At 41.7% G+C, this 24,184-nt stretch carries 21 protein-coding genes; 17 read left to right on the forward strand and 4 right to left on the reverse strand.

The window, feature by feature from the left end:
• The first annotated feature begins 399 nt into the window (after positions 1 to 399).
• The 8 genes from L877_RS13375 to L877_RS0103915 all read left to right on the forward strand — a co-directional run bounded on the left by L877_RS13375 (position 400) and on the right by L877_RS0103915 (position 7,791).
• The gene (locus L877_RS13375; protein WP_051437660.1) at positions 400 to 846 is read left to right on the forward strand and encodes a hypothetical protein; all 447 of its coding nucleotides are present in this window, start codon (positions 400 to 402) and stop codon (positions 844 to 846) included.
• 6 nt (positions 847 to 852) lie between these two features.
• Positions 853 to 1,077 carry a hypothetical protein gene (locus tag L877_RS0103885; protein WP_026834970.1) on the forward strand — a complete coding sequence of 75 codons (225 nt, stop codon included), beginning with the start codon at positions 853 to 855 and terminating at the stop codon, positions 1,075 to 1,077.
• Positions 1,078 to 1,173: 96 nt separating this feature from the next.
• A complete protein-coding gene (locus tag L877_RS0103890; protein ID WP_051437661.1) occupies positions 1,174 to 2,547 on the forward strand; it encodes an aminopeptidase in 1,374 nt (457 codons plus the stop codon).
• Between the two features lie 104 nt (positions 2,548 to 2,651).
• A complete protein-coding gene (locus L877_RS12065) occupies positions 2,652 to 3,878 on the forward strand; it encodes a fibronectin type III domain-containing protein (protein ID WP_156922980.1) in 1,227 nt (408 codons plus the stop codon).
• A gap of 37 nt (positions 3,879 to 3,915) precedes the next feature.
• Positions 3,916 to 5,532 (forward strand): glycerophosphodiester phosphodiesterase family protein, encoded by a 1,617-nt coding sequence (locus L877_RS0103900; RefSeq protein ID WP_026834972.1) that lies wholly within the window; start codon positions 3,916 to 3,918, stop codon positions 5,530 to 5,532.
• A gap of 41 nt (positions 5,533 to 5,573) precedes the next feature.
• Positions 5,574 to 6,389, forward strand: coding sequence for a hypothetical protein (locus L877_RS12070; RefSeq protein WP_034785041.1), 816 nt, complete (start codon positions 5,574 to 5,576; stop codon positions 6,387 to 6,389).
• On the forward strand, positions 6,370 to 7,128 hold the full coding sequence (locus L877_RS0103910; protein ID WP_026834973.1) for a pseudouridine synthase: 759 nt from the start codon (positions 6,370 to 6,372) through the stop codon (positions 7,126 to 7,128). The genes L877_RS12070 and L877_RS0103910 overlap by 20 nt, the downstream gene beginning before the upstream one ends.
• On the forward strand, positions 7,129 to 7,791 hold the full coding sequence (locus L877_RS0103915) for a ribonuclease H1 domain-containing protein (RefSeq protein WP_026834974.1): 663 nt from the start codon (positions 7,129 to 7,131) through the stop codon (positions 7,789 to 7,791).
• Positions 7,792 to 7,794: 3 nt separating this feature from the next.
• Here the strand turns inward: L877_RS0103915 and L877_RS12075 are convergent, their stop codons facing one another.
• The 4 genes from L877_RS12075 to queA are packed head-to-tail and all read right to left on the reverse strand — an operon-like array spanning position 7,795 to position 13,459.
• Positions 7,795 to 9,897: an RNA degradosome polyphosphate kinase gene (locus tag L877_RS12075; RefSeq protein ID WP_242837115.1), complete on the reverse strand. Its 2,103-nt coding sequence runs from the start codon at positions 9,895 to 9,897 to the stop codon at positions 7,795 to 7,797.
• An 18-nt stretch (positions 9,898 to 9,915) separates the two neighbouring features.
• Positions 9,916 to 11,415: a Ppx/GppA phosphatase family protein gene (locus L877_RS0103925; protein ID WP_026834975.1), complete on the reverse strand. Its 1,500-nt coding sequence runs from the start codon at positions 11,413 to 11,415 to the stop codon at positions 9,916 to 9,918.
• A 48-nt stretch (positions 11,416 to 11,463) separates the two neighbouring features.
• On the reverse strand, positions 11,464 to 12,408 hold the full coding sequence (locus tag L877_RS12080) for a diacylglycerol/lipid kinase family protein (RefSeq protein WP_051437662.1): 945 nt from the start codon (positions 12,406 to 12,408) through the stop codon (positions 11,464 to 11,466).
• Positions 12,409 to 12,430: 22 nt separating this feature from the next.
• Entirely contained in the window at positions 12,431 to 13,459 is a 1,029-nt protein-coding gene (gene queA / locus L877_RS0103935; protein WP_026834976.1) for a tRNA preQ1(34) S-adenosylmethionine ribosyltransferase-isomerase QueA, read from the reverse strand.
• Between the two features lie 155 nt (positions 13,460 to 13,614).
• Here queA and L877_RS0103940 point away from each other — a divergent pair, with 155 nt between their 5' ends.
• The 9 genes from L877_RS0103940 (at position 13,615) to L877_RS0103975 (ending at position 23,758) form a co-directional block, all read left to right on the forward strand.
• On the forward strand, positions 13,615 to 14,040 hold the full coding sequence (locus L877_RS0103940; RefSeq protein WP_026834977.1) for a 6-pyruvoyl trahydropterin synthase family protein: 426 nt from the start codon (positions 13,615 to 13,617) through the stop codon (positions 14,038 to 14,040).
• A gap of 3 nt (positions 14,041 to 14,043) precedes the next feature.
• On the forward strand, positions 14,044 to 14,706 hold the full coding sequence (queE, locus tag L877_RS0103945; protein WP_026834978.1) for a putative 7-carboxy-7-deazaguanine synthase QueE: 663 nt from the start codon (positions 14,044 to 14,046) through the stop codon (positions 14,704 to 14,706).
• A 1-nt stretch (position 14,707) separates the two neighbouring features.
• Positions 14,708 to 15,385 carry a 7-cyano-7-deazaguanine synthase QueC gene (gene queC / locus L877_RS0103950; RefSeq protein WP_034785043.1) on the forward strand — a complete coding sequence of 226 codons (678 nt, stop codon included), beginning with the start codon at positions 14,708 to 14,710 and terminating at the stop codon, positions 15,383 to 15,385.
• An 11-nt stretch (positions 15,386 to 15,396) separates the two neighbouring features.
• The gene (queF, locus tag L877_RS0103955) at positions 15,397 to 15,882 is read left to right on the forward strand and encodes a preQ(1) synthase (protein ID WP_026834980.1); all 486 of its coding nucleotides are present in this window, start codon (positions 15,397 to 15,399) and stop codon (positions 15,880 to 15,882) included.
• 76 nt (positions 15,883 to 15,958) lie between these two features.
• A complete protein-coding gene (locus L877_RS14245; protein WP_207637226.1) occupies positions 15,959 to 16,108 on the forward strand; it encodes a hypothetical protein in 150 nt (49 codons plus the stop codon).
• A gap of 599 nt (positions 16,109 to 16,707) precedes the next feature.
• Positions 16,708 to 18,789: an efflux RND transporter permease subunit gene (locus L877_RS0103960; protein WP_026834981.1), complete on the forward strand. Its 2,082-nt coding sequence runs from the start codon at positions 16,708 to 16,710 to the stop codon at positions 18,787 to 18,789.
• A gap of 35 nt (positions 18,790 to 18,824) precedes the next feature.
• The gene (locus L877_RS0103965; protein ID WP_026834982.1) at positions 18,825 to 21,434 is read left to right on the forward strand and encodes a hypothetical protein; all 2,610 of its coding nucleotides are present in this window, start codon (positions 18,825 to 18,827) and stop codon (positions 21,432 to 21,434) included.
• Positions 21,435 to 21,439: 5 nt separating this feature from the next.
• Positions 21,440 to 22,033: a TetR/AcrR family transcriptional regulator gene (locus L877_RS0103970; protein WP_026834983.1), complete on the forward strand. Its 594-nt coding sequence runs from the start codon at positions 21,440 to 21,442 to the stop codon at positions 22,031 to 22,033.
• 93 nt (positions 22,034 to 22,126) lie between these two features.
• A complete protein-coding gene (locus L877_RS0103975) occupies positions 22,127 to 23,758 on the forward strand; it encodes a hypothetical protein (protein ID WP_026834984.1) in 1,632 nt (543 codons plus the stop codon).
• The last annotated feature ends 426 nt before the right edge of the window (positions 23,759 to 24,184 follow it).

Below are 24,184 nucleotides of genomic sequence, written 5' to 3' on the forward strand. Positions count from 1 at the left end.
AAGGCGTGAGGGGCATGCCTATTTGAAAAAGAAGGATTTGGCATGCCCCGAGAGTGGGAGAGACTTGATTGATAAGGCGTGGGGGGCATGCCTATTTGAAGAAAGAGGATTTGGCATGCCCCGAGAGGGGGAGAGACTTGATTGAGAAGGAGTGAGGGGCATGCCTATTTGAAAAAAGAGGATTTGGCATGCCCCGAGAGGGGAAGAGGCCAACCAGAGAGAGACTTCAATGCGCATACACCTAGTCTCGAGTCGGTTGGACTCTTCCTGTTTTTAGGCTGTCTTAGTGCGATAGCCCCTTTGCCATAATAACATCAGTTTGGACAAATCTAAAAAAAAGTGTTATAATATCAAATGTTTGAAACTTATAATTATCAATTATTGTATAAGGAGAATCACATGTTTGCAGAAGTATATATATCTTTATCGAGAAAGAAAGTTCAGATAATCAGCGAGTGCAAGATTTATCCAGATATGCAGGAGGCTGTATGTTACCAGGAGCTTGAGGGAGATTATCAAGTTTTAGTTATGAAGAAGAAGGACTTTTACAGTAAATTTAAGCCTGTGTCCCCTCCGGTTCAGGTGCCGGTTACACGCGAAGATACGGTTGTTGCGGAGAAAGCCGAGGAGCGGAATATTTTACTGGATTTTCTCGATGCTACCACTTATGAGGAGAAAATCAATATTATGACTGAGCACCGAGATGACTTCGACGATCATATGCTCAACAATATGGCGGTGAGCCTTGATATTCCTATTATTGAGGACAAGGATATGTATTCAGTGATTTTGAACGAGCTAAGAATTAAGAATAGATATGAGATTCAGAATCGATTGAGGAGCTGACAAGATATGAGAGAAATGGAATTTAAGATGGAGCGGGAAGGTCTCGTGGAGATTGGTGATGAGGTGGAAGTGACGGAAGGTGTACTTCCAAGTGCGTATTATTATACTATTATTCCTGCGGTGGCTATGTCTGCTAACATCCCTTTTTCTGAGAGGCTGGAGACCAGAAAGGGCGTTGTAAAGGACATAATTCACAATGAAAAGGGCTTCTATGTCCTGGTGGAATTTTAATTATTTAATACTTTTTTATACTTTTGCCATTTTTTTGTCAAGACATAGTGAAAAAATGGTAAGGGCTAGAGAAATAAATATAAGCGAGGAATCAAGATGGAAAGAAAGAATGTATGGGAAACATATGATGAAGATCAGATGAAAAAGTGCGACGCTATATGCGATGAGTACAGAGAATTTCTCTCGGCTGGAAAGACGGAGAGAGAGTGCGTCAAGTTGACAATTGATGCAGCAAAGAAGTGCGGATATAGAGATCTTCAGGAGGTTGATGAGATCAAATCCGGAGATAAGATATATGCAGTTAAGATGAATAAGATGGTAGCTCTCTTCAATATCGGTGAGAAGTCCATGGAGGATGGAATGGCTATCCTCGGGGCACATATCGATTCACCAAGACTGGATATTAAGCAGAATCCACTTTATGAGGAAGACGGTTTTGCTTATCTTGACACACATTACTACGGTGGAATCAAGAAGTATCAGTGGGTGACGATTCCGCTGGCAATACACGGCGTGGTTGCCAAGAAAGACGGAAGTATTATAGATATAAATATCGGAGAAGATGAAAATGATCCGGTATTTTGTATAACAGACTTGTTAATTCACCTTTCAGCAGAGAGGATGGAGAAGAAGGCAAGTAAGGTGATTGAAGGCGAGGAACTAGACATTCTTTTTGGAAGTATTCCATTGGCTGACGAAGAAAAAGACAAGGTCAAAGCGGGTGTCCTTAAGATTTTAGAGGATAAGTATGGCTTTGATGAGGAGGATTTCTTGTCGGCAGAACTTGAGGTTGTTCCGGCAGGCAAGGCTAGAGAAGCTGGAGTTGACTCGAGTATGATTATGGGATACGGACACGATGACAGAGTGTGTGCATTCACTTCATTGAAGGCGATGCTTGCTGTGGAGAATCCAGAGTATACCACATGCTGTTTGCTAGTGGACAAGGAAGAGATAGGAAGTGTGGGTGCCACGGGAATGCAGTCCAAGTCATTTGAGATTATGGTGGCTGAGATTCTTAGCAAGATGGGAATTCAGTCAGAGTTGGCGCTCAAGAAGTGTTTTGCCAATTCTAGGATGCTTTCTTCAGATGTGTCTGCAGCATACGATCCTACATTTAAAGCTGCCTATGAGAAGAAAAATGCAGCATTTTTTGGCAAAGGAATGGTATTTAATAAGTTCACAGGTTCGAGAGGAAAATCTGGAAGTAATGATGCAAATGCCGAGTATATGGCAAAGATCAGAGCTATTCTCGATAAGGATGGAGTAATGTTCCAAACCAGTGAGCTTGGAAAAGTCGATGTAGGTGGAGGCGGTACAATTGCTTATATCATGGCATTGTACGGAATGCAGGTTATCGATTGTGGCGTGGCAGTGCTTAACATGCATGCGCCATGGGAAATAGTCAGCAAGGCCGACGTCTATGAGACAGAGAAGGGATACGAAGTATTCCTTAAGAATATATTTAGTTGACTTTTATAGGTATTATTATTATAATTATAAAAGTGGGTTTCAGCATTTGTGAGGAGTATGATGAAATATCATCATATTTTAATAAAAAAAAGGAGACAAAGAAAATGAAATTGAAAATTCAGAGTTTGATGCTTGCATTGAGCGTTCTTGTTCTTGCATTCATCGTAATTCCAAGTACAGCAGATGCTGCTTCAGCAGTTACTGTACGTCAGACGGGACAGGGTAATAACTATGTCACTATTTCTCATGATGTGGCATCAATCATTGGAACTAAGAGATTTGCTGTTCAGGCAAGTACTGACAAAGTGAATTGGTCATCTGTTGAGACTAACACAGCAGCAACACAGACAACAATTCGTGGTCTTGCATCAGGTAGAACTGTTTATGTGAGAGTTAGACTTGTTTCACCTTCAACTACAGGATGGACTGATTATGAAGCAGTAACAGAGCCAGCTAGTACTACTGCAATGATTGGCTTGAGACAGACAGCTGCAACAACAGATTCATATACTGTTTCTTGGAATGCTATTCCGGGAGCGAACATTTACAAAGTATATGAGATTAATTCTAGCAATTTGATTGCTACTGTTGCAGGTACTTCTTTCAAGAGAACCGGCGTACCGGCTGGTCAGAAGAGAAGAGTATACGTTGAGCCAGCTCGTAGAGCTTCAAATGGTTATATTGCGGCAAGTGGTTATAGCTATGTTGGTATCAATGCTGTAACATCACCATCAAAGCCAGCAAAGAATGCATTTGGTATTCAGGATATCCTTTCTTCTACAGGAAAGATTATGTTCCGTGGAATCACTAATGGTGCAAGCTGCGATGGATATGAGATCGTAGGTCACTATCTCAAGAGTGGTAAGAAAGCGTTCTCTGGTTCAGCAGGTGGACTTGTTAGTTCAACAGGATACATCTCAGTTAAGAAGGGCGGAACATACAAGTACAAGATGAGATATTATGTATATGGTGAGAACAATCAGAAGTTCTACTCTGCATGGTCTCCAGTAAGATATTTCGCATTCAATGTAGTTGGTGGAAAGTCACACTATAGATTTGGATCTAAGACATATACTTCACTTAAGCCTACATGGAACAAAGTTCAGCTTGCTAAGAAGTATATCGTATATGTTTCAACAAGCGAGAAAACCGGATTCAAGAAGGTTAAGACTGTAAGTGGTAAGAAGAGAGGATGTACACTTACTCGCTTCAAGGGCAAGAAATTCTCAAGAAGAAAGACTTACTACATCAAGGTTGTTTCTAAGGTTAAGTACAAGAAGAAGTATATCAAGCTTGATTATCATCCAGTAATCAAGACATTATCTTGGTAGGATTTTGTATTAATTTGAAAAGAGGTTTTGTTTATATATGAAAACAAGAAACGTAAAGATGGTTTTTATCATATTGATGTTTCTATTAATTCTCATGTATACAAATACAAATAATGCTGCGCGGTCGTTCGCTAAAAAGAACGACCGCGTGTTGAGCGTTGTGACACCTAAAGGTAAGAGAACTATTACCCTGGGTTTAAAGGAAAAAACCAAGGCCAGCATTAAGGGAAAAAATTTGGGAAGCATTAAGAAGAACCTGAAGTGGAAAAGCAATCATAGCAGTATTGTAAAAGTTAATAAGAAGGGTTCGATAGTTGCAAAGAAAGTTGGAACTGCAACTATAACAGTAAGAGCGAAGGGAACTAAGAAAAAGGGTTCTATCGTGGTTAAAGTAATAAGAAAAGTTACTGGAGTTAAGATGACTACTCCGTCTCTATCGCTTGAGGTTGGATCAGGTGCGACTTTGTTAGCGGTAGCGAGTCCACAAAATGCAACCAAAAAAAATATAAAATACTATTCAAAAGATAGCAGTATAGTGAGCGTCAACTCCAAGGGAGAGATTAAGGCGCAAAAAAAAGGAAGCACAACTGTCTATGCTAAGAGCACAGATGGATCAAATAAAGTAGCTTCTTGTAAGGTTAATTGCCTTATATATTCCAGCAGCATTAGTATAACAAAAGATGTTAATTCAAGTATTCTCAAAGTGGGAGATACTATGCATATCAGTGCCAAGGTTGCCCCTAGCAATGCCAACAATACAGGTGTTAGATTTAGCAGTTCTAATACCAAGGCATTTGTAGTAAGTCCAGAGGGGGTTGTTGCGGCAGTTGGAGAAGGTAAAGCGCGAATTGATGTGAGGGCGGCAGATGGAAGAGCCTATAATCACATTGATATGGAGGCATATATTATGGAGATAAAGGGACAAAAGCTTATTGCTCATAGAGGATATAGCTCGGAAGCACCGGAGAATACTGTTCCGGCCTTTCAGATGGCTGTAGATAAGGGGTTCTTCGGGATAGAGTGCGATGTCCAGAAGACAATCGATGATAAGTATGTCATTATTCATGATGATACACTTACTAGAATATGTGGAAAAGAGTACAGGGTATCAAGCCTTGATTTTGATAGATTGAGAAGTTTGCCAATTATTGCCGGAGAGAATATTTCTAAGTATGAGGATTTGCGAATTCCAACATTAGAAGAATACTTAGAAGTGGTAGCCAAAAGTGATAAGGCTCATCCTTTTATAGAGCTCAAAGCAAAATATAGCAAAGAAGAAGTAGACGAGATAGTGGATATTGTCTCTGATTATAAGCTGGATGACAGAGCATTTTTCATAAGTATGCATCAGGATGATATCGAATATTTGCTTGAAAACGAGAAAGTAGATAAGTCTAGAGTTCAGTATGTATATGGCGCGGAGGAGACCAACAAGCTAATCGATGTGCCGGATAAAACTGTTGAATGGTGCATCGAGCGAGGAATAGGTCTTGATACGAGATATAACTTGCTTACGGCGAATGCGGTTAAGAAACTACATGAAGCCAATCTGCCAATCAACACATGGACTGTTAATACGATTGAGACGGCATACAAGCTCATCGAAAATGACGGCGTTGATATGTTGACTACGAATTTTTATTTGAACAAATAGTCCGCTAGTTGTTCATAACCAAGAGAAAAATGGAGGACCATATGATTTCACCTTTAACACTGACAATTCTTGTGATTTGCGTGATAGTTGCAGGTGCTGCAATTGCATTCCCATACTTGCAAATTCATAAGAGATCATCTAATCTTGAAACCGGATTGCCAGGAGCTTTTTGTTATGGAGCATTGGGCTATCTATGGAGCTACTTGTTCTATATGTTTGTGGGAGCGATGTTACTAAGGATAGGCTTTTTCAAACAAAATACCGGAACTATGGTTACTCTCCAAGTTATACTTACTCTTGCATCAACAGGTCTAACGGCCTTGGCGATATTCTGGGGTATCTACCTAACTAACCAAAAGGCTGTTTCCATGTACAGAAGTGTTGCAGTGGGAACGGGATTTGCCTTCGGAAAGATTGCCAGCGACTTGCTTTACCCGTATATTTACAGCTTTTACTTGGGACTCAAGATTAACGCCGGCGCAACCGGAATTGATGAGAAAGTAAGGCAGTCAATCATTACTACGACCAATGGAAGCCTCGTATCAGGAACGATTAAGTGTATATTGATGACCATTTTTATCATCTTAATTGCGATTTATATGGGACATTATTATACCAACAAGATGCCTAAGCAGTCATATATTGTCGGAGTGATTATATATGAGACGTTGATGATTATTAACCTGATTATCAGCAATCTTTTGGATGGTACACCAAAGGATGTTGTCCTAATAATAATATATGCAATCCTTGCTGCTTTGGTGATGCCTGTGATTCTTACTTGGTTCAATGAGGGAAAAGTCGAGAATCCGATAGTATTGTTCGAGAGGATGAAGAATGGAAATAATAAGGCTTGATAAATTTATATCAGAAAACACAGAGTTTTCTAGAGCTCAGGTCAAAAAGTTGATTAAGATGAAGCGAGTAATGGTGGATTCAGATGTTGCAACAGGACCTGATCAGAAGATAGATATTGATGAAAGCATAGTATATATTAGTCCTTCGGCAGAAGAAAGCCGGAGGATAATTTTTAAGCAAGACAAATATCAATTCATAATGCTCCACAAGCCTGCGGGAGTGGTAAGTGCCACCAGAGACAGGGAGGAGACCGTGATAGATTTGATTACGTCAGATAACTACATGGGTGCTAAAGGCGATGCACCAATGGTCAAAAACGATATATTTCCCATGGGAAGGCTGGATAAGGACACAGAAGGACTTCTGATCTTGACCAATGACGGTGAGCTCAGTCACAAGTTACTTTCCCCAAGAAACCACATTTCCAAGACATATTATGTGGAACTTGAAAATATTCCGAAGGATATGGATATACAGAGAATCGAAAGTGGAATGGATATAGGCGAGAAGAATATAACAAAGCCTGCAAAGTACGAAAAAATCGACGATAAGTCGGGTTTTCTCACTATAACAGAGGGAAAGTTCCATCAGATCAAGAGAATGTTTATGGCTGTGGATAATAGGGTTGTTTATTTGAAGAGAGTCAGTATGGCAGGGATTGAGCTTGATCCAAGCCTTCCGCCCGGAAAATGGAGACTGCTGACCGAGCAAGAAGTAGAGAAGCTCAGGAGGAATTAGATGGCAAAGAAGAATTATTACTGCGTTCTCGCGGGGAAAACCCCGGGGATTTATAAGACTTGGAATGAGTGTAAGGCTCAGGTCGACGGATTTCCGGGTGCAAAGTACAAAGGATTTTCTCTTTTGGAAGAAGCGGAAGAGTATATGAAGAGTGGTGGTTTTGATATAGGTCTTGCTATGAAAAGCCCAGATATGGTAAATGACAATCATGATGATGACGAGTCTGAGAAAACCATCTTGACCGGTGAGTCTGCAGTCGCTTATGTAGATGGAAGTTATGATGATTTGACTGGAGACTACAGTTGTGGAATAGTGTTTTTCTACAACGGTAAGACCAAGGAAATATCACTAAAAGGGGAGAATCAAGACCTGGCTGAGATGAGGAATGTCGCAGGTGAGATTATGGGAGCGAAGCTTGCGATGGAGATGGCAATAGAACAGGGTATAGGCAGTCTTGAAATTTATTATGATTATAAAGGGATAGAAGAATGGTGCCTTGGACGTTGGAAAACCAACAAAGCAGGCACCATTGCATATAAGTCATATTATGATTCCATCAAGGACAAACTTGATGTAAAATTCAAAAAGGTCAAAGGTCATTCGGGTGATAAGTACAATGACCTTGCAGATAAGCTTGCCAAGGAGGCCTTGGGGCTTATATAGTTATTAAAGCAGTCTTTTCATGGCCATGTCACAGAATTCCATCTGGGAATCAACTGTGGCTATGCCGCGATGAGACTGTCTTTTATATATTCCGCCGTTAATCTTTACCGGGCTATCGTGCTCCGGATCGATGGAGCTGTCAGGCTGTAAGATCTGTGCTTGTTTGTTATCAGCTAATTGGGTGTCCAGAATATTTCTGATTCTACCCTTCAAATCCTCGTCTTCTACAGGGAAAAGTATTTCTACTCGTTTGTCGAGATTTCTAGGCATCCAGTCGGCACTTCCCATGTAAATCTCAGGTTTTCCGTTGTTTTCGAAGTAGAAGATTCTAGAGTGTTCCAAAAATGTTCCGACTATCGAGCGAACTTCTATATTCTCACTTAATCCCTTTACACCTTGCTTAAGGCAGCAGATGCCTCGGACAATCAACTGAATCTTCACACCCGCAGCAGATGCATCATAGAGAGCATCAATTATTCCCGGGTCACAGAGGGAGTTCATCTTGGCGATGATGTGAGCATCATGGCCTTTTTTGGCATTGTCTCGCTCGCGATTGATGAGAGAGATAAACTTGCCTCGGAGCCAGATAGGCGCAAGACTCAACTTGTTCCATGCGAGAGGCTCTGAGTAACCGGAAAGCATGTTAAATACGGCAGTTGCATCCTCGCCGTAGAGGCGTTTGCAGGTGAACATACCCATGTCTGTATATAGTTTAGCCGTGGAATCGTTGTAATTTCCGGTTCCAAGGTGCACATATCTTCGAATTCCATCGTCCTCTCGTCGCACCACCAGAGTTATCTTGCTGTGGGTCTTGAGTCCCAGCAAGCCGTAGAGCACGTGGCATCCGGCTTTTTCAAGTTTTCTGGCCCAGACGATATTGTTTTCCTCGTCGAAACGCGCTTTGAGCTCGACCAAAACTGTAACTTGCTTACCATTTTCTGCGGCATCAGCCAAAGCGGCAATGATAGGAGAGTTGCTACTTACTCGGTATAGAGTCTGCTTGATAGCCAACACGCTTGGGTCTTTGGCAGCAGTTTCGATGAATTTTACTACCGGTGTAAAGCTCTCATATGGATGATGCAGCAATATATCCTTTTCTTTTATCTGATCAAATATAGATTTGTCAGGCTGGATATCCCTAGGGACTTGTGGGGTAAATGGCTTGTCCTTCAGGTGATCAAACCCTTCAAGGCCATAAACTTTCATGAGGAAAGTAAGGTCAAGGGGACCTGAAATCTTGAATATATCTTCGCTCTGAATCTTTAATTCATTTTTCAGTATTTTCAGCAGCCTCTTGTCCATCCCTGCTTCAGTTTCAAGCCTTATGGCTTCTCCCCACTGACGTTTTTTGATCTGTTTTTCTATCTCTATCAAGAGATCCGCAGCCTCGTCCTCATCGATGGTCAGATCCGCGTTTCTCATGACACGGTATGGAGCAGCAGTTAAAACTTTATAGCTAAGGAAAAGTTTCTGAATATTTTTCTCTATTATCTGTTCTAGCAGGATGATAGTGGTTTCCTCTGGATTGTCCGACGGAATTTCCACAACTCGCGGAAGAACAGATGGAACCTGAACTGTTGCAAAGTCAATGGTATTTTTGTTCTTTTTATCCCTTATGAGCGCAGCAATGTTAAGGGTTTTGTTGCGAATAAGGGGAAATGGTCTGGAAGAATCCACAGCCATAGGCGTGAGAACGGGATAGACCTCTCTGGTGAAAAAGTTGTCCACATAGTTGGCCTGTTCATCACTTAAATCCTCATGCTTAGTGACTATGTTGAGCCCCCGAAGCTTGAGTGCAGGTATGAAGGAATTGTTGTAAGTATGATACTGATTTTCAACAAATTCGTGAACCCCGATTGAGATGGCTGCAAGCTGCTCTTCCGGAGTCATACCCGACATGTCCTTCTTGGTATAGTTGGCATGAACCTGATCTTTGAGGGAAGCCACGCGAATCATGATAAATTCATCCAGATTTGACGCGGTGATGCTGAGGAATTTCAAGCGCTCCATCAGCGGAACGGTCTTTGATTGTGCCTCAGATAAAACTCTATAGTTAAAGCCCAGCCAGCTGAGCTCTCTGTTGTAATATTTTGTCAATGCAATCAATCCTTTCTCATTACTAATCTATCTGCGCTTTCGCAACACAGGCCTGATGCCAAATGCTTCTTCGAACACGTCCGCTTTTCTGTGGAACATGCCCTTTTCGAGAGTGATATCTGCCAGAGTTTTGGCATTAATCTGCAGAATATTGTCTTTTACAGACATGGTAACTTTGTTAATCTTCTGGGAGTTGCTCTTGTCGAGTACATTGGCCAACTTGAGTATCGCACAGAGTTTAACAACAGTTATATATTCGTCCCTTGTCATCTCGTCGCCGATTTCACTGTAGGGCGGGAAAAATTCTTTGTTATAGAGAATTATATTTGCAACCATAATTCTCTCTTGGTGAGATATTCCGATTATCTCTGTACTTGTGACGATTTTATAAGAATTCTCCCTGGTCTTTGCGAGATTGATAAATGCTCCGCAACTGTGGAGAATGGCGCTTAGTTGCAACAAAAGTCGCTCTCGTTTTCCAAGGCCATGAAACTTCTTAATCGCGTCGAAGATGTCCGTTGCAAGACTCGTCACATTATCTATGTGGGCCATATTGGTGTGATAGCGCTCCGCAGTATTACGTGCTGCGTATATAATATCTTTGCTAAAGTCGTGGTTGTATGAAAGCTTAATCTTTTTTTCGGCATATTCAGCCACGATACTGTCGCAAAAGTCAACTGCCGACAGGTATATATCGCTACATTTGGTCAGCTTTGCAATCTTTTTGAGAAGAATATATGCAGGGATGGAAATCTTGGTCTCGTCGGGTTTGCTGAGTTCAGAAATGTGCAGTTTTCCAAATGCCTTCCTGCTCAAGTGGCCATCGAAGTCTCTGATAGAATCTGACAGTCTCTGACGCATGGCAGGAACTTTTTGCCCCGTGACAATAATATTTTTGATTTGCTTGTCCTCTAGGAAAATTCGATAGAACTCAGTGAGGTCTTTGTCCATATACTCGTCTACGATATCCTCAAAATTAAAAATCTCAGCCTGCATGGTCAGCATCAGCTCTCGAATTCGGTAGAAGCCGAGTTTGAGATTTTGGGTAAAGCATAGCCTTCCCTCTTTGAAATACGAAAATTGCACGGTTCCGGCTCCCAAATCCACCACCAGTGTTTCGTCGATTATCAAATCATTTACAAAGGGCTCCTTGAGAAAAATCGCCTTATATTGTTGAAATCTTTGCTCACTATTGCTAAGAGATTTAAACTTAAAATCTGTCTGAATCTTGATTTGATCCATGAGAATGAGTCTGTTAATCGCCTCTCGCACTGAATCCGTGATACAGGCATTGTAGTCACTTACATCGAACTCGGCCATCATCGCTCTAAAGTCTTTTAATGTCTGGCAAATTCTGGACATGGTTTTGTAGGAGATTATCTTGTCATTAAAAATCTCCGCACCGACAGAACTCTCCTGTCTGACATGGGCGAGCTCCTTGATTCCATGAGTTTTTGATATTTCATAAATCTTCATAGAAATTGAATCTGAACTTAGGTTTATAGCTGCATAAGTCTGAAGTGCCATGTTGTCACCTCCATAGATTGTAGTCTAAAATCATATAAGAATATTTTACTATTTTCCCGGGGAAATTACAAGTCGTTTGGCCTCTGGATCTTCAGGTTTTCCCCACACAAAATCAATTGCCTTTCCCGCTGTGGTGGCGGTAACCTGCGTATGCACGCCACCGTCTTCTCCGTCCAGAGTAAAGGCCGTAGGTTCCGTAAATGTTATGGTAAATTTTCGGCTGTGAATTCCGATAATCTGGTTGTTGGCCGTGAGAGTGGCCGCGCTGGTAATCATATTCTGAAACTCAGCCACATTGGTTGGATTCACAAGGAAGGCACCCTCTAGGTAGCCATCACTCAGTGATACCTGTGAATTCTTAAATATATTAAATCCGCCAACGCTTATGGCATTGCTGATTGATCCGAACAAAAAGTCGTTTTCGAACTTATCATTATCTGTCTCAATAATAGCGTGAATAGGCTTGATATCGGGGATTTTGCTCATGGCATCAAAGACATATGCGCTCTTGCCGAAGATGTTTTTGACAGTCTGGGATGTCTCATATGAAACTGAGGTAAAGGCCCCGAAAGCCGCCACATAAGAAAAGTATTTATTGTTAAATATTCCGATGTCGATTGGGTTAACATTGTCATTAATGGCAATCTTTGCCGCCTCAGTGAGGTTGCTGGGGATATATACTCCCTTGGCAAAATCATTGACAGTTCCCGTGGGAATGTAGCTACACTCCGGGCGATCCTCCCGATTAAGAGACATCACGCCATCGATAATCTCATGCATTGTCCCATCTCCCCCGGAACAAACAATTCTATCATAATCCTTGCCAATTTTTTGCACAATTTCCACAGCTTCAAGCTCGCGTCTCGTAGCATATACTGTGACTTCATAATCAGAATTCATAAAAACCTCGATGATGGAAGAGAGGTTGGTACGAAGCACCCCTTTTCCCGCATTGGGATTATATATGAAAAGTAGTTTTTTTTCTTTGTACATGTAAATCCCCCATTAAAGTATACTAGTCAACAATCATCATGGCATCCCCAAAGCTGAAAAATCTGTAACCTTCTTTTACTGCTTTCTCATAGGCTGACAGAACATTTTCCTTGCCTGCGAGGGCTGAGACCAGCATCAGTAGGGTTGACTCTGGCAGGTGAAAATTGGTAATCAGCTCATCCATTATCTTGAATTTGTAACCCGGATATATGAAAATCTCGGTACTTCCAGACGACGCTTGTAGAATGCCGTTTTCATCGCAAGCTGACTCTATCGTTCGACAACTGGTTGTTCCAACACAGATGATCTTGCCGCCATTTTTCTTGGTCTCATTGATTATTGCTGCATCCTCGGGCTTGATAAAATACTCCTCTGAATGCATGTGATGCTTAGTCACATCATCAACTTTGACCGGGCGAAATGTTCCGAGTCCCACGTGAAGCGTGACGTTGGCGACCTTGATGCCCTTGGCCCTTATCTTGTCAAAAAGCTCTTCAGTAAAATGAAGACCGGCAGTTGGTGCCGCAGCAGAACCCTCGTACTTGGCGTAAATAGTCTGGTAGCGGTTCTTGTCTTTGAGTTTGTGAGTGATATAAGGCGGAAGTGGCATCTGTCCCAGTTTGTCCAAAATCTCCTCAAAAATCCCATCGTAATTAAATTGAATCAATCTGTTGCCATCCTCTAGCACATCTATGATTTCGCCCTCGAGAATGCCTTCGCCAAAGGTTATCTTGGCCCCGGTTCTAGCTTTCTTTCCGGGCTTTACCAAGGTTTCCCAGATATCATCTTGCCTTCTTTTCAGCAGGAGTAATTCTATTGTCGCTCCTGTATCGGCTCTTTCGCCGTACAATCTAGCGGGTATAACTTTGGTATTGTTGCGAACCAAGCAGTCTCCCGGCTCAAGATAGTCCAAAATGTCCGAAAAATGCTTGTGCTCAACTTCTCCTGTTGTTCTGTGCAATATCATAAGTCTGGACGCGCTCCTGTTCTCGAGAGGGTCCTGCGCGATTTGCTCCTTTGGCAAATCAAAGTAAAAATCACTTGTTTTCATAATTATTTCTCTTTCTGTATTATTTGATATGTATATTATATAATGTAAGGTGGGGAGTGTGTCAAGGGGGTTTTATCAATTGACAGAATATTTATCTTGGGTTAAAATTAATAGATGTGATAAACATTGAAAATATTCCGAAAAGGGGGAAATAAATGTTCAATATCAGTGCAGAAGCATACTTTGATAGCGCTCACTTTCTGGCAGGTTACGATGGAAGATGTGGCAATATACACGGACACAGGTGGCGTGTAATCGCAGAAATCAAGGGTGACAAGCTTACAGAAGAAGGTCAAACTCGTGGGATGTTGATTGATTTTAGCGACTTGAAAAAAGATTTGTTTGAGTTGGTGGATTCACTGGATCACCACTTTGTAATAGAAAAGGGGACACTTCGTCCCAAAACCATGGAGGCGCTGGCGGAAGAGGGATTCGATGTGATTGAGTTGCCATTTAGACCGACAGCGGAAGAATTCGCAAGATATTTTTATGATAGAATGTCTGAGCGAGGTCACAATATGGCCCGCGTGACGGTTTATGAAACTCCGGCAAATTGTGCCATATACACAGGGGAGGACTAGAAAATGTTAGATGTTGTTGAGATGTTTACAAGTATCAACGGCGAGGGCGAGCGAGCGGGAGAACTTGCTGTTTTCGTACGCTTCAAGGGATGTAATCTCAGATGCAGCTACTGTGATACTTTGTGGGCACTGGAGGCGGATGCAGATTCGACAGCCATGACCCCTGAACAGATAATAGACAACATAAAAGACACGGGAGTCAGGAATGTGACTATCACCGGAGGCGAGCCGCTCATGCAGAGCGACATATATGATTTTCTAGAGAAACTATCAAGGGAGGAAGGTCTTCGAGTAGAGATTGAGACCAATGGAAGTATCGGCATCGGACCATTTTTAAATATTCCCAACCGGCCATCTATGACTATGGACTATAAACTTCCATCCAGCAAGATGGAAAGCCGGATGGACATGGGGAACTTAGAATTGTTAGAAGAGAAGGATACGATTAAGTTTGTTTGCGGCAGTATCGAGGACCTTGATAGAGCCAAGTATTTGATAGACCAGTTTAATCTGACAGAAAAGTGTTCGGTACATCTGAGCCCCGTATTTGGAGCGATTGAGCCAGAGCAAATAGTGGAATATATGAAGCATAACAAAATGAATGATGTGAGACTTCAGATCCAAATTCACAAGGTGATATGGGATCCTGATGCGAAAGGAGTTTGAGATGAGAGACAGAGCGTTAGTTTTATTCAGCGGCGGAGTCGACAGCACGACTTGCCTTGCTATGGTTGTGGATAAATATGGCAAAGATAATGTTGTGGCGCTTTCCGTGTCCTACGGACAAAAACACGCCAACGAGCTGAATTCGGCCAAGAAACTGGCGGAATACTATGGCGTTGAACATCTATACATAGATTTGGCGCCCTTGTTTAGCTACAGCGATTGCTCTCTATTGCAACACTCAGACCAGGAAATCCCCAAAGAGAGTTATGATGAACAATTGAAAAAGACTGATGGCGCCCCTGTTGATACTTATGTGCCGTTTCGCAATGGCCTGTTTTTGGCTTCAGCAGCGAGCATAGCCCTTTCCAAGGATTGTAATGTTATATTCTATGGTGCTCATCACGATGACGCAGCCGGAAATGCCTATCCAGACTGTAGTGTAGAATTCAATAATGCCATGAATACGGCTATCTTCGAGGGGAGCGGTAAGCAACTCCGCGTAGAGGCACCATTTGTCACCAAGAATAAAAAGGAGATTGTCGCTCTTGGCAAAAAGCTTGGAGTCCCATACCAGCTGACTTGGAGCTGTTACGAGGGAGGAGACAAACCCTGCGGAAAATGCGCAACCTGCATAGATAGAAAGGCAGCGTTCGCTGCCAACGGAATTGATTTGGACTAGGAGGAGTAAAAATGCGAGAACATGAAGAATCTATAACATTACTCGGAAATAATAATGTAAAGTACTCATCAGATTACAATCCGGAAGTTCTTGAAACCTTCGAAAACAAGCATCCGGGAAATGACTACTTTGTCAAATTCAACTGTCCTGAATTCACCAGCCTGTGCCCGATAACAGGTCAACCTGATTTTGCAACAATCACGATCTCGTACGTACCGGCTGAGAAGATGGTGGAGAGTAAATCACTAAAACTGTACTTATTCAGCTTCAGAAATCACGGCGATTTCCACGAGGACTGCGTCAATATAATCATGAAGGATCTCATAAAGCTAATGGATCCGAAGTACATAGAAGTCTGGGGAAAATTCACACCCCGCGGCGGCATCTCAATTGACCCTTATTGCAACTACGGCAAGCCAGGGACAAAGTGGGAAGATGTGGCATTCGACCGCATGACCCACCACGACATGTACCCAGAGAAAATAGATAATAGATAAAGAGAAGATGGCCCCCTGTCACAGCATGTGATAGGGGGCCTTTCAAGTGCCCAAGTGAGATCAGGGGCATGCCTATATGAAAAATCAGGGTTTGGCATGCCCGCAGAGAGACTATCCAAGTTCTCAAGTGAGTTTAGGGGCATGCCTATATGAAAAATCAGGATTTGGCATGCCCCCAGAGAGAGTTTCCAAGTGCCCAAGTGAGATCAGGGGCATGCCTATATGAAAAATCAGGGTTTGGCATGCCCGCGGAGCGACTTGCTTAGTTCCCAAGTGAGCCCAGGGGCATGCCAAAATGAAGAAAGCAGGAATAGGCATGCCCCCAGAGAGACTTTCTAAGTTCTCAAGCGGGTTCGGGGGCATGCCAAAACGTGAAACGTAAAATAGGCATGCCCCCAGAGAGACTAACCAAGTTCCCAAGCGAGCTCAGGGGCATGCCAAAACGCGAAACGTAAAATAGGCATGCCCCCAGAGAGACTAACCAAGTTGCCAAGTGAGCTTAGGGGCATGCCAAAACGTGAAACGTAAAATAGGCATGCCCCCAGAGAGACTAACCAAGTTGCCAAGTGAGCTTAGGGGCATGCCAAAACGTGAAACGTAAAATAGGCATGCCCCCAGAGAGGCTATCCAAGTTCCCAAGTAAGCCCAGGGGCATGCCAATTTAAAAAAAGATATTGACCGCGGGTCATTTTTGTGTTATTATATAAAAAATGACTGATAGTCATAAAAGGTTAGGCGTGACGAATAGCACGCATTTAAGCCCCTTATACTATGTAAGTATAGTCAGCAGCATTTTGTGAGAGTTGGATTTTGGAGGTTATATTTATGATTAAGTTTGGTAAATGGGTGGTAAAGTATAGGGTCATAATCTTGATTCTAGGTGTCTTATTATTAATACCATCGGTTTTTGGTTATATCAAGACCAAGATTAACTATGATATCTTGAGTTATCTTCCCAATACACTTGAGACTGTAAAGGGACAAGAAGTCATGGTGGATGAGTATGGAATGGGAGCTTTCTCGATGATTATCGTGAATGATATGAAGGCGGAGGAGTCCAAGAAGCTCGAGGAAGATATAGAGAATGTAAAGCATGTTAAAAAAGTATTATCATATACGGATTATGCTGATGCGTCTATTCCAAAGGCGATGATTCCGGAAAGACTTAAAAATGCTCTGTTTAGTGGAGACTCGATGTTGATGATTGCCATGTTTGATGATACAACATCGTCTGATGCTACCATGAATGCAATCACTGAAATTAGAAAGATTGTTGGAAAGCAAGCATTTGTGAGTGGTATGGGAGGAGTAACTACAGATATTAAGGAATTAGTTGAAGAGCAGTTTGTTGCATATGTAATTATTGCTGTGATTGTCTCGATGGTTTTGTTGCTGATATTTACAGAATCATGGATTGTTCCCCTGTTGTTTATGGTAAATATTGGAATGACGATATTATACAATATGGGATCAAATTTCATGTTGTCGGATGTTTCGTATCTTACCAAGGCGTTGGCAGCGATACTTCAGTTGGCGGTGACCATGGATTATTCGATTTTCTTGCTTGAGAGCTTTGAGATGCAGAAGAAAATGTGCGGCGGAGATAGCAAAGAGGCGATGGCACATGCCATATCAAATACGTTTGTATCTATTTCATCAAGTTCTGTGACGACAGTTGCCGGATTTGCTGCCTTGATGGTAATGGTATTTCAGCTTGGAGCAAACTTGGGTGTCGTTATGATGAAGGGTGTAGTTTTAGGAGTATTGAGTTGCGTCACAATTCTTCCTTCAATTATTCTTGTATTCGACAAGGCGATTGACAAGACGACCCACAGACCATTTGTGGGGACATTGGATAAGTTGTCGAAACTCATTATCAAGTGTAGATGGGGAATTGTGATAGTTTTGGCGCTTATATGTGTTCCGGCTATTTATGGAAGTAATAATTATGAGATTTATTATAATATAGCACATTCACTTCCGGATAATATTCCAAGTGCAATAGCCAACAAAAAGCTTGAAGAAGAATTTGACATGAAGACAACACATGTTATCATGTATAATAAAAATCTAGATGTCAAGTCCAAAGAGGACATGATTCAGAAGATTGAGAAGGTTGACGGAGTCAAATCGGTAATAGGAATTAATTCTATTATAGGACCGGGAATTCCCAATACCATGTTGCCTTCTAGGTTGCGTGAGAGTCTACAAAGTGGTAAAAATGAGATAATGTTTGTCAGCTCGGATTATGGTCCGGCGATTGATAAGTCCAATGCTCAGATTGCTGAGATAGATAAGATAGTAAAGGCTCATCAGAAGGATGCGCTTGTAATAGGAGAGGCTCCGTTGATGAAAGATCTTCAGGATGTAAATGATGTGGATTTGGTCAAGGTAAATGTTCTGTCGATAATGGCCATATTTATAATCATTATGGTCACCTATAAATCCATATCATTGCCGGTTATTCTTGTAGCTGTAATAGAATTTGCTATTTCGATTAATATGGCTGTTCCGTACTTTATGCATACGTCACTTCCGTTTGTAACAAGCGTGGTAATAGGTACTATTCAGCTGGGATCAACAGTGGATTATGCTATATTATTTACAAGTAATTATATGAAGAATAGGCAAGAAAAGAACAAGGAAGAATCGATAAGAATGGCACAGAGAATGAGTATGAAATCAATTCTCACAAGTGGTTGCTGTTTCTTCGGTGTAACCTGTGGTGTTGGCTTATATTCCAACATAGATATGATTAGTTCGATATGTATGTTGCTGGCGAGAGGTGCTGTAATCAGTATGGTCATAGTTATGATTTTACTGCCGACTGCCATATGGCTTCTCGATTCGGTCATCATTCGAACAACGTTTGGCATGAAAAAGTGTATAGTTAGCAAGGAAAAGTAGAATTGAGTAATTTGATATGTGAAAGGAGAAAGATTATGAAGAATGAAAAGATAGTTAAGGCAATGGTGGGATCTTTGGTGGCGACAAGTTTGGTGGCAAGTGGCGCATCGTATGGTATTGCTGCCGATATGCCGGAGGAAAATGTTCCGACAAGTAAGGACGAAACAAAGTTTGCACCTAAAGTGAAATCCGCAAAGGATATAAAGAAAAGCGAAAGTGTTTATGTTGAAGTTGATAATTCGGGAAAGGTTAATAAGGTTGATGTCACAGATTGGCTTCAGAGTGGAACCTATACCGGAAAGATAACTGACCGATCTAGACTAAAGAATATAGAGAATATCAAGGGAGATGAAAAGTCATCTGTCAGCGGTGACAAGATCACATGGGATGCTAAGGGCAAGGATATATATTATACAGGAACAACAGATGAAAAGCTGCCTGTGGGCATGGAGATCAGCTATAAATTAAATGGCAAAGAAGTCAAGGCAGATGAGCTTCTGGGCAAGAGTGGAAGCCTTGAAATTCATATAAAATACAAGAATAATACAAGTGAGCAGATAGAAGTGGATGGCGAAAAGGAGACGGTTAGCGTACCATTTTTAATGCTAACCGGAATGATATTGCCGTCGGAACATTTTACCAATGTGACGATAGATAACGGCAAGACTTTGTCAGAGGGTGACAATACGATTGTATTTGGCTATGGACTGCCGGGAGTTAGGGATTCTCTTGATATTTTGGGTATGAATTTTGGAAGTATTTCAGACAAGGTGGATGATAAGATTGACAAGATTAATGACAAATTATCCGACGAAGTGACTATCAAGGCGGATGTGAAGGATTTCCAGATTTCTGAGACATATACATATGCATCCAACGATTTATTTAATGATATCGATATAGAGAAGGCCAAGGGTATAAAGGATGTGGAGGATAAAATCGATGAGCTCGAAGATGCAATGGATAAATTGATAGATGGCGCTGACAAGGTTGAAGAGGGTGCTGGGGAGCTTAATGATAAGTTTGGAGATTTTAGGGAGGGAATTGCCAAACTCAAGAACGGTGGCGCAGATCTAAAGAAGGGCACCGGAGATTTAAAGGATGGAATATATAAGTATGTTACCGGAAATAATAAGCTTTTAAATGGCGTGAAGACATATGCTAAGGGTGCCAAAACTCTAGGTGTAGGAGCCAGAAACTATGCAAAAAATACCAAGAAACTCGTAGATGGAATAGGTCAAACTAAGGATGGATCAGCTACTCTTTCCAAGGGTGCGGCAGAGTTTGGAACTAATCTTGACAAATTCTCGACAACATTGCAAAAGTCCCTAGATCCATCATCTATGACCGGACTTGCCGATGGAATTGACACTCTTCACGGAGGTGTTGTATCTCTTCAGGGAGGAATGGAAGAATTCTCAAAGGGAATTACCAAACTTGATGGTGGCTTACAGTCCGTAAATGACGGCGTTGGTGAGTTGAAACAGGGAAATACAAAGCTCAAGGGGGCTGTCAGCCAAGTCAAAGAAGGAATTGACGGAGAAAATGGTCTGAAGGCCGGAGCGAAGAGCTTGGAGAAGGGAATCGAAGGCGTGACAGAGAGCGTTGGAAAGCTCAATCAAGGCGCAAAACAGCTCACACAATATGATAGCGAAGTGGATGATTATATCGAAACTCTCAAAGGACTTTATGCAGAGGCACTGGCTAATGGTCAGGAGAGTAAAGCGAATGAATACAAGAAGATTTTGACTTATGTTTCAACTGCAAAGCAGGTAGCGGATAACTTAGATGAGGGGACAAAGGAGTCAGGACAGCTTTACCAGGGAACTAAGGCACTTTCCAAGGGAGCTGGAGATCTGGGAGATGGACTTGGAAAGGCATCAGCTGGTCTTGGACAAATCTCAGATGGGCTGGATACCTCGGGCAAAGGCCTTGATCAAGTGAAGTCCGGTATAGAAACAATCAAGGGTGAAAATGGAGTGAGCAAGCTTAGCGCCGGCGTGACAGAGATTCAGGGTGGTCTAGGCCAAATGGAGAAGAAGACAAGTGATACTACTCAGATCAGGACGGCAGCTGCCGGGCTCGGACAGATTAAGAGCGCAGCAGGAGAGTTAAATAAAGCATATGCAGACAAGCTTGCTCCCGGAATCAATTCACTTGATGGAGGTTTGGGAAAGCTCCTTGCGGGAGGCAAAACCCTTACATCAAATAACCAAAAGTTGACATCCGGTGCCAAGGCGCTAGAGAAGAATTCAGCGCCTATAGTCAAGAATGCCACTATAATTATGAAATCCGGAAAGAAACTTGAGACTGGGGCAAATAAGCTTGACAAGGGAGCTGGAACACTTTATAATGGCCTCTTGCAGGTCGATGACGGTTCTGAAAAGCTGGCGGATGGAATAGATAAACTAGCCGATGGCACCAAGGATTTGAGTGCGGGAATCGTTAAGTTCAATAACATTGGAATCAAGAAGATTACCGGTAAAGTTGAAAAGGCTATGAAAAAAATAAGAAAGTTTAGAGAGAGATTAGTAGGTATTTCCCAAGTGTCAAAGGACTATAAGACATTTTCAGGAATTGACAACGATATGGAAGGAAAGTGTAAGTTTGTTATCAAGACGACGCCTATAAAGAACGAGGAATGATGGACATGGGTAGAGTTGAAGAAAAGAAGAAACTAAAGAAGGATGCTTTGATGAATTCGGCATTTCTTCTGTTTACACAAAAAGGTTTAAGTGAGACGACGGTACTTGATATTACCAAGAAGGCCAATATGGCCAAAGGAACATTTTACCTTTATTTCAAGGACAAGAGCGAGATTAGAGATGAGCTAATTAAGAGCTATAGTGTCGCTATTTTCAATGAGGCTAGACTTGAAATAGGCGATGAAACTAAGCTCACATTTCAAGAGTGTATACATAAGATTCTTGATGGTTTGATTAATAAGTTCATCGAAAATCCTGACTTGTTGCGCTTTATTGACAAAAACTTAAGTTGGGGTTTGATTCAGGAAATACGAATTGCGGATGCTGATAATAAGACTCCGTTTGAGATTTTAGGAGATCTTGCGGAGAGAAAAGGTGTTAAGTTTCGCGATGAAAACCTCATGTATTACATGGTTATAGAAATGGTCAGCACCATGTGTCACAGTAGTATTTTGGATAAAATTCCTGCGGATATTGGTGTGGTTAGACCGGAGTTACACCAAGTGGTGGAGCGTATTATAAATCAGTTTACGACATAATTTATTCTTCTTTTTGTCACGAAATTGACAAATTGTCGTTATACAATACAAAATGTAACGAAAATGCAACAGAACGAAAAGGAGAGAAAATAGATGTTTAAGCTGAAAAAAAATATAGCCATTACACTAGCTGGTGCACTTTTGGTAGCTAGTTTTGCACAGGGAAGGGTGGATTATGCAGGCGCCGAGGGCAAGGGCTCTTCGGGAAATGGAACAATTACAATCGACACTCCGTCTACAGAGACTGGTATCTTAGAGACGTCTATTCCAAGTGCTACGCCGACGGCAACACCGACTGCTACACCTGCACCGGGAACTTTTAAAGCAAGTATTCCTGATGATACTTTTAGAAGTCTGATCAATAAAAAGTACTTTGATTCAAGTGTCCAAGATAGCACTATAATGTCCGATTCGATGAAGAAGACTCTCGGACGTGTCACAGGAAAGCTCAATATATCCAATGAAAATATAGTTAATATAAAGGGAATTGAGTATTTCACAGGAATCAACGAACTCGATTGTGGTTATAATCAGATTCAGATTCTTGATTTGTCCAAATTAACTAACCTAGAAGTTGTAAATGCAGATTATAACGATATATTGGATGTGGAAATTGCGGAAAACTCTGGGATTAAGACATTTTCATGCCGAGTAAATGCGTTGAAGACACTGGATCTAAGTAAGGCGGAGAATCTAGAGGTTATCAAGTGCAGCGACAACCAACTTCAAGAGTTGAAAGTCCCTGAAAAATCCAAGATAACATATCTTGAATGCTCCAACAATGAACTGTCGACTCTGTCATTTGAAAATATGACTGCATTGGAGTCAGTTTATTGTCACGGCAATCAATTGGCAGGTCTTGATATGTCAAAGCTTACGGCGTTGAAACATTTTTCTTGTTTGAGAAGTGTGGTGTCCCTCAAAATGCAGACTATAGGCTCCAATTATGGTGTCAAGTTGCCGGACAATGCGATTACACCAAATAATATCTCCGGAAGTGGAGCTCTTGATGAGACCAACAAAGCTATTGTTTGGAGCAAGTTGTCGTCAGTTCCCGCTTCATTCACTTATGAGTATAAAGTTATAGGATCTGACTATATTGTTAAGGTCATCGTAAATGTTGACAAATCTGAGTTTGCGGAAAAACTCATAAAAGTGGATGGTGTGAAGAATCTCAAAACCACAAGTAAATCTTATAACAAGATTGGACTTTCCTGGGATCCGGTGGACAGTGTCTCGGGATACAGGATATACCGCTCTACATCCAAGACATCAGGTTTTAGTAAGATTAAGGATATTACTGTCAGCAATAAAACCACTTATAATAATTCGGGGACAGCATGTGGTACCAAGTATTACTATAAGGTCAGAGCCTATAGGAAGGTCGATGGAATTAACTACTATGGCGAATATTCTTCAATTGTAGAAGGAAAATCAGTTCCCGCTAAGGTGACCGGTCTAAAGGTTGCGAAGAGCAGCAAAAATGCTGTTAAAATCACCTACAAAAAAGTTACAGGAGCCAGCGGATATAGAGTATATCGCTCGACTTCAAAGTCAACTGGATTTTCGACTTTCAAGACCGTGACATCTGGTTCAAAGCTCACATTTAAAAAGAAAACAGGTCGAAAAGTCACTTATTACTACAAGGTCAGAGCTTATACAACTGTCAGCGGTAAGAAGATTTGGGGTGGATACTCAGCGGTAAAATCTAAAAAATTAGCTTAAATTGTCTTACGACCGTAGGGAGTAAGACTAGCAATATGCGTTTCCGATAATTGTCTTACGAACGACGTGAGTAAGACCAGCAGTATGCGTTTCCGATAATTGTCTTACGACCGTAGGGAGTAAGACTAGCAATATGCGTTTCCGATAATTGTCTTACGACCGTAGGGAGTAAGACCAGCAATATGGGGGCTGTCGCACTAACAATTATAAAATTGTTAGTGCTCAGCTCCTTTTCGTGTCTAATTAGGGAGATTTTATTATTATTCTTTGTTAATTGAGGAGTGAGGGGCATGCCTATTTGAAAAAAGAAGGATTTGGCATGCCCCGAGAAGGGGAGAGACTTGATTGAGAAGGAGTGAGGGGCATGCCTATTTGAAAAAGAAGGATTTGGCATGCCCCGAGAGGGGGAGAGACTTGATTGAGAAG

The sequence above is a fragment of the Eubacterium xylanophilum ATCC 35991 genome, from assembly GCF_000518685.1.
GTDB lineage: Bacteria > Bacillota > Clostridia > Lachnospirales > Lachnospiraceae > Eubacterium_F > Eubacterium_F xylanophilum.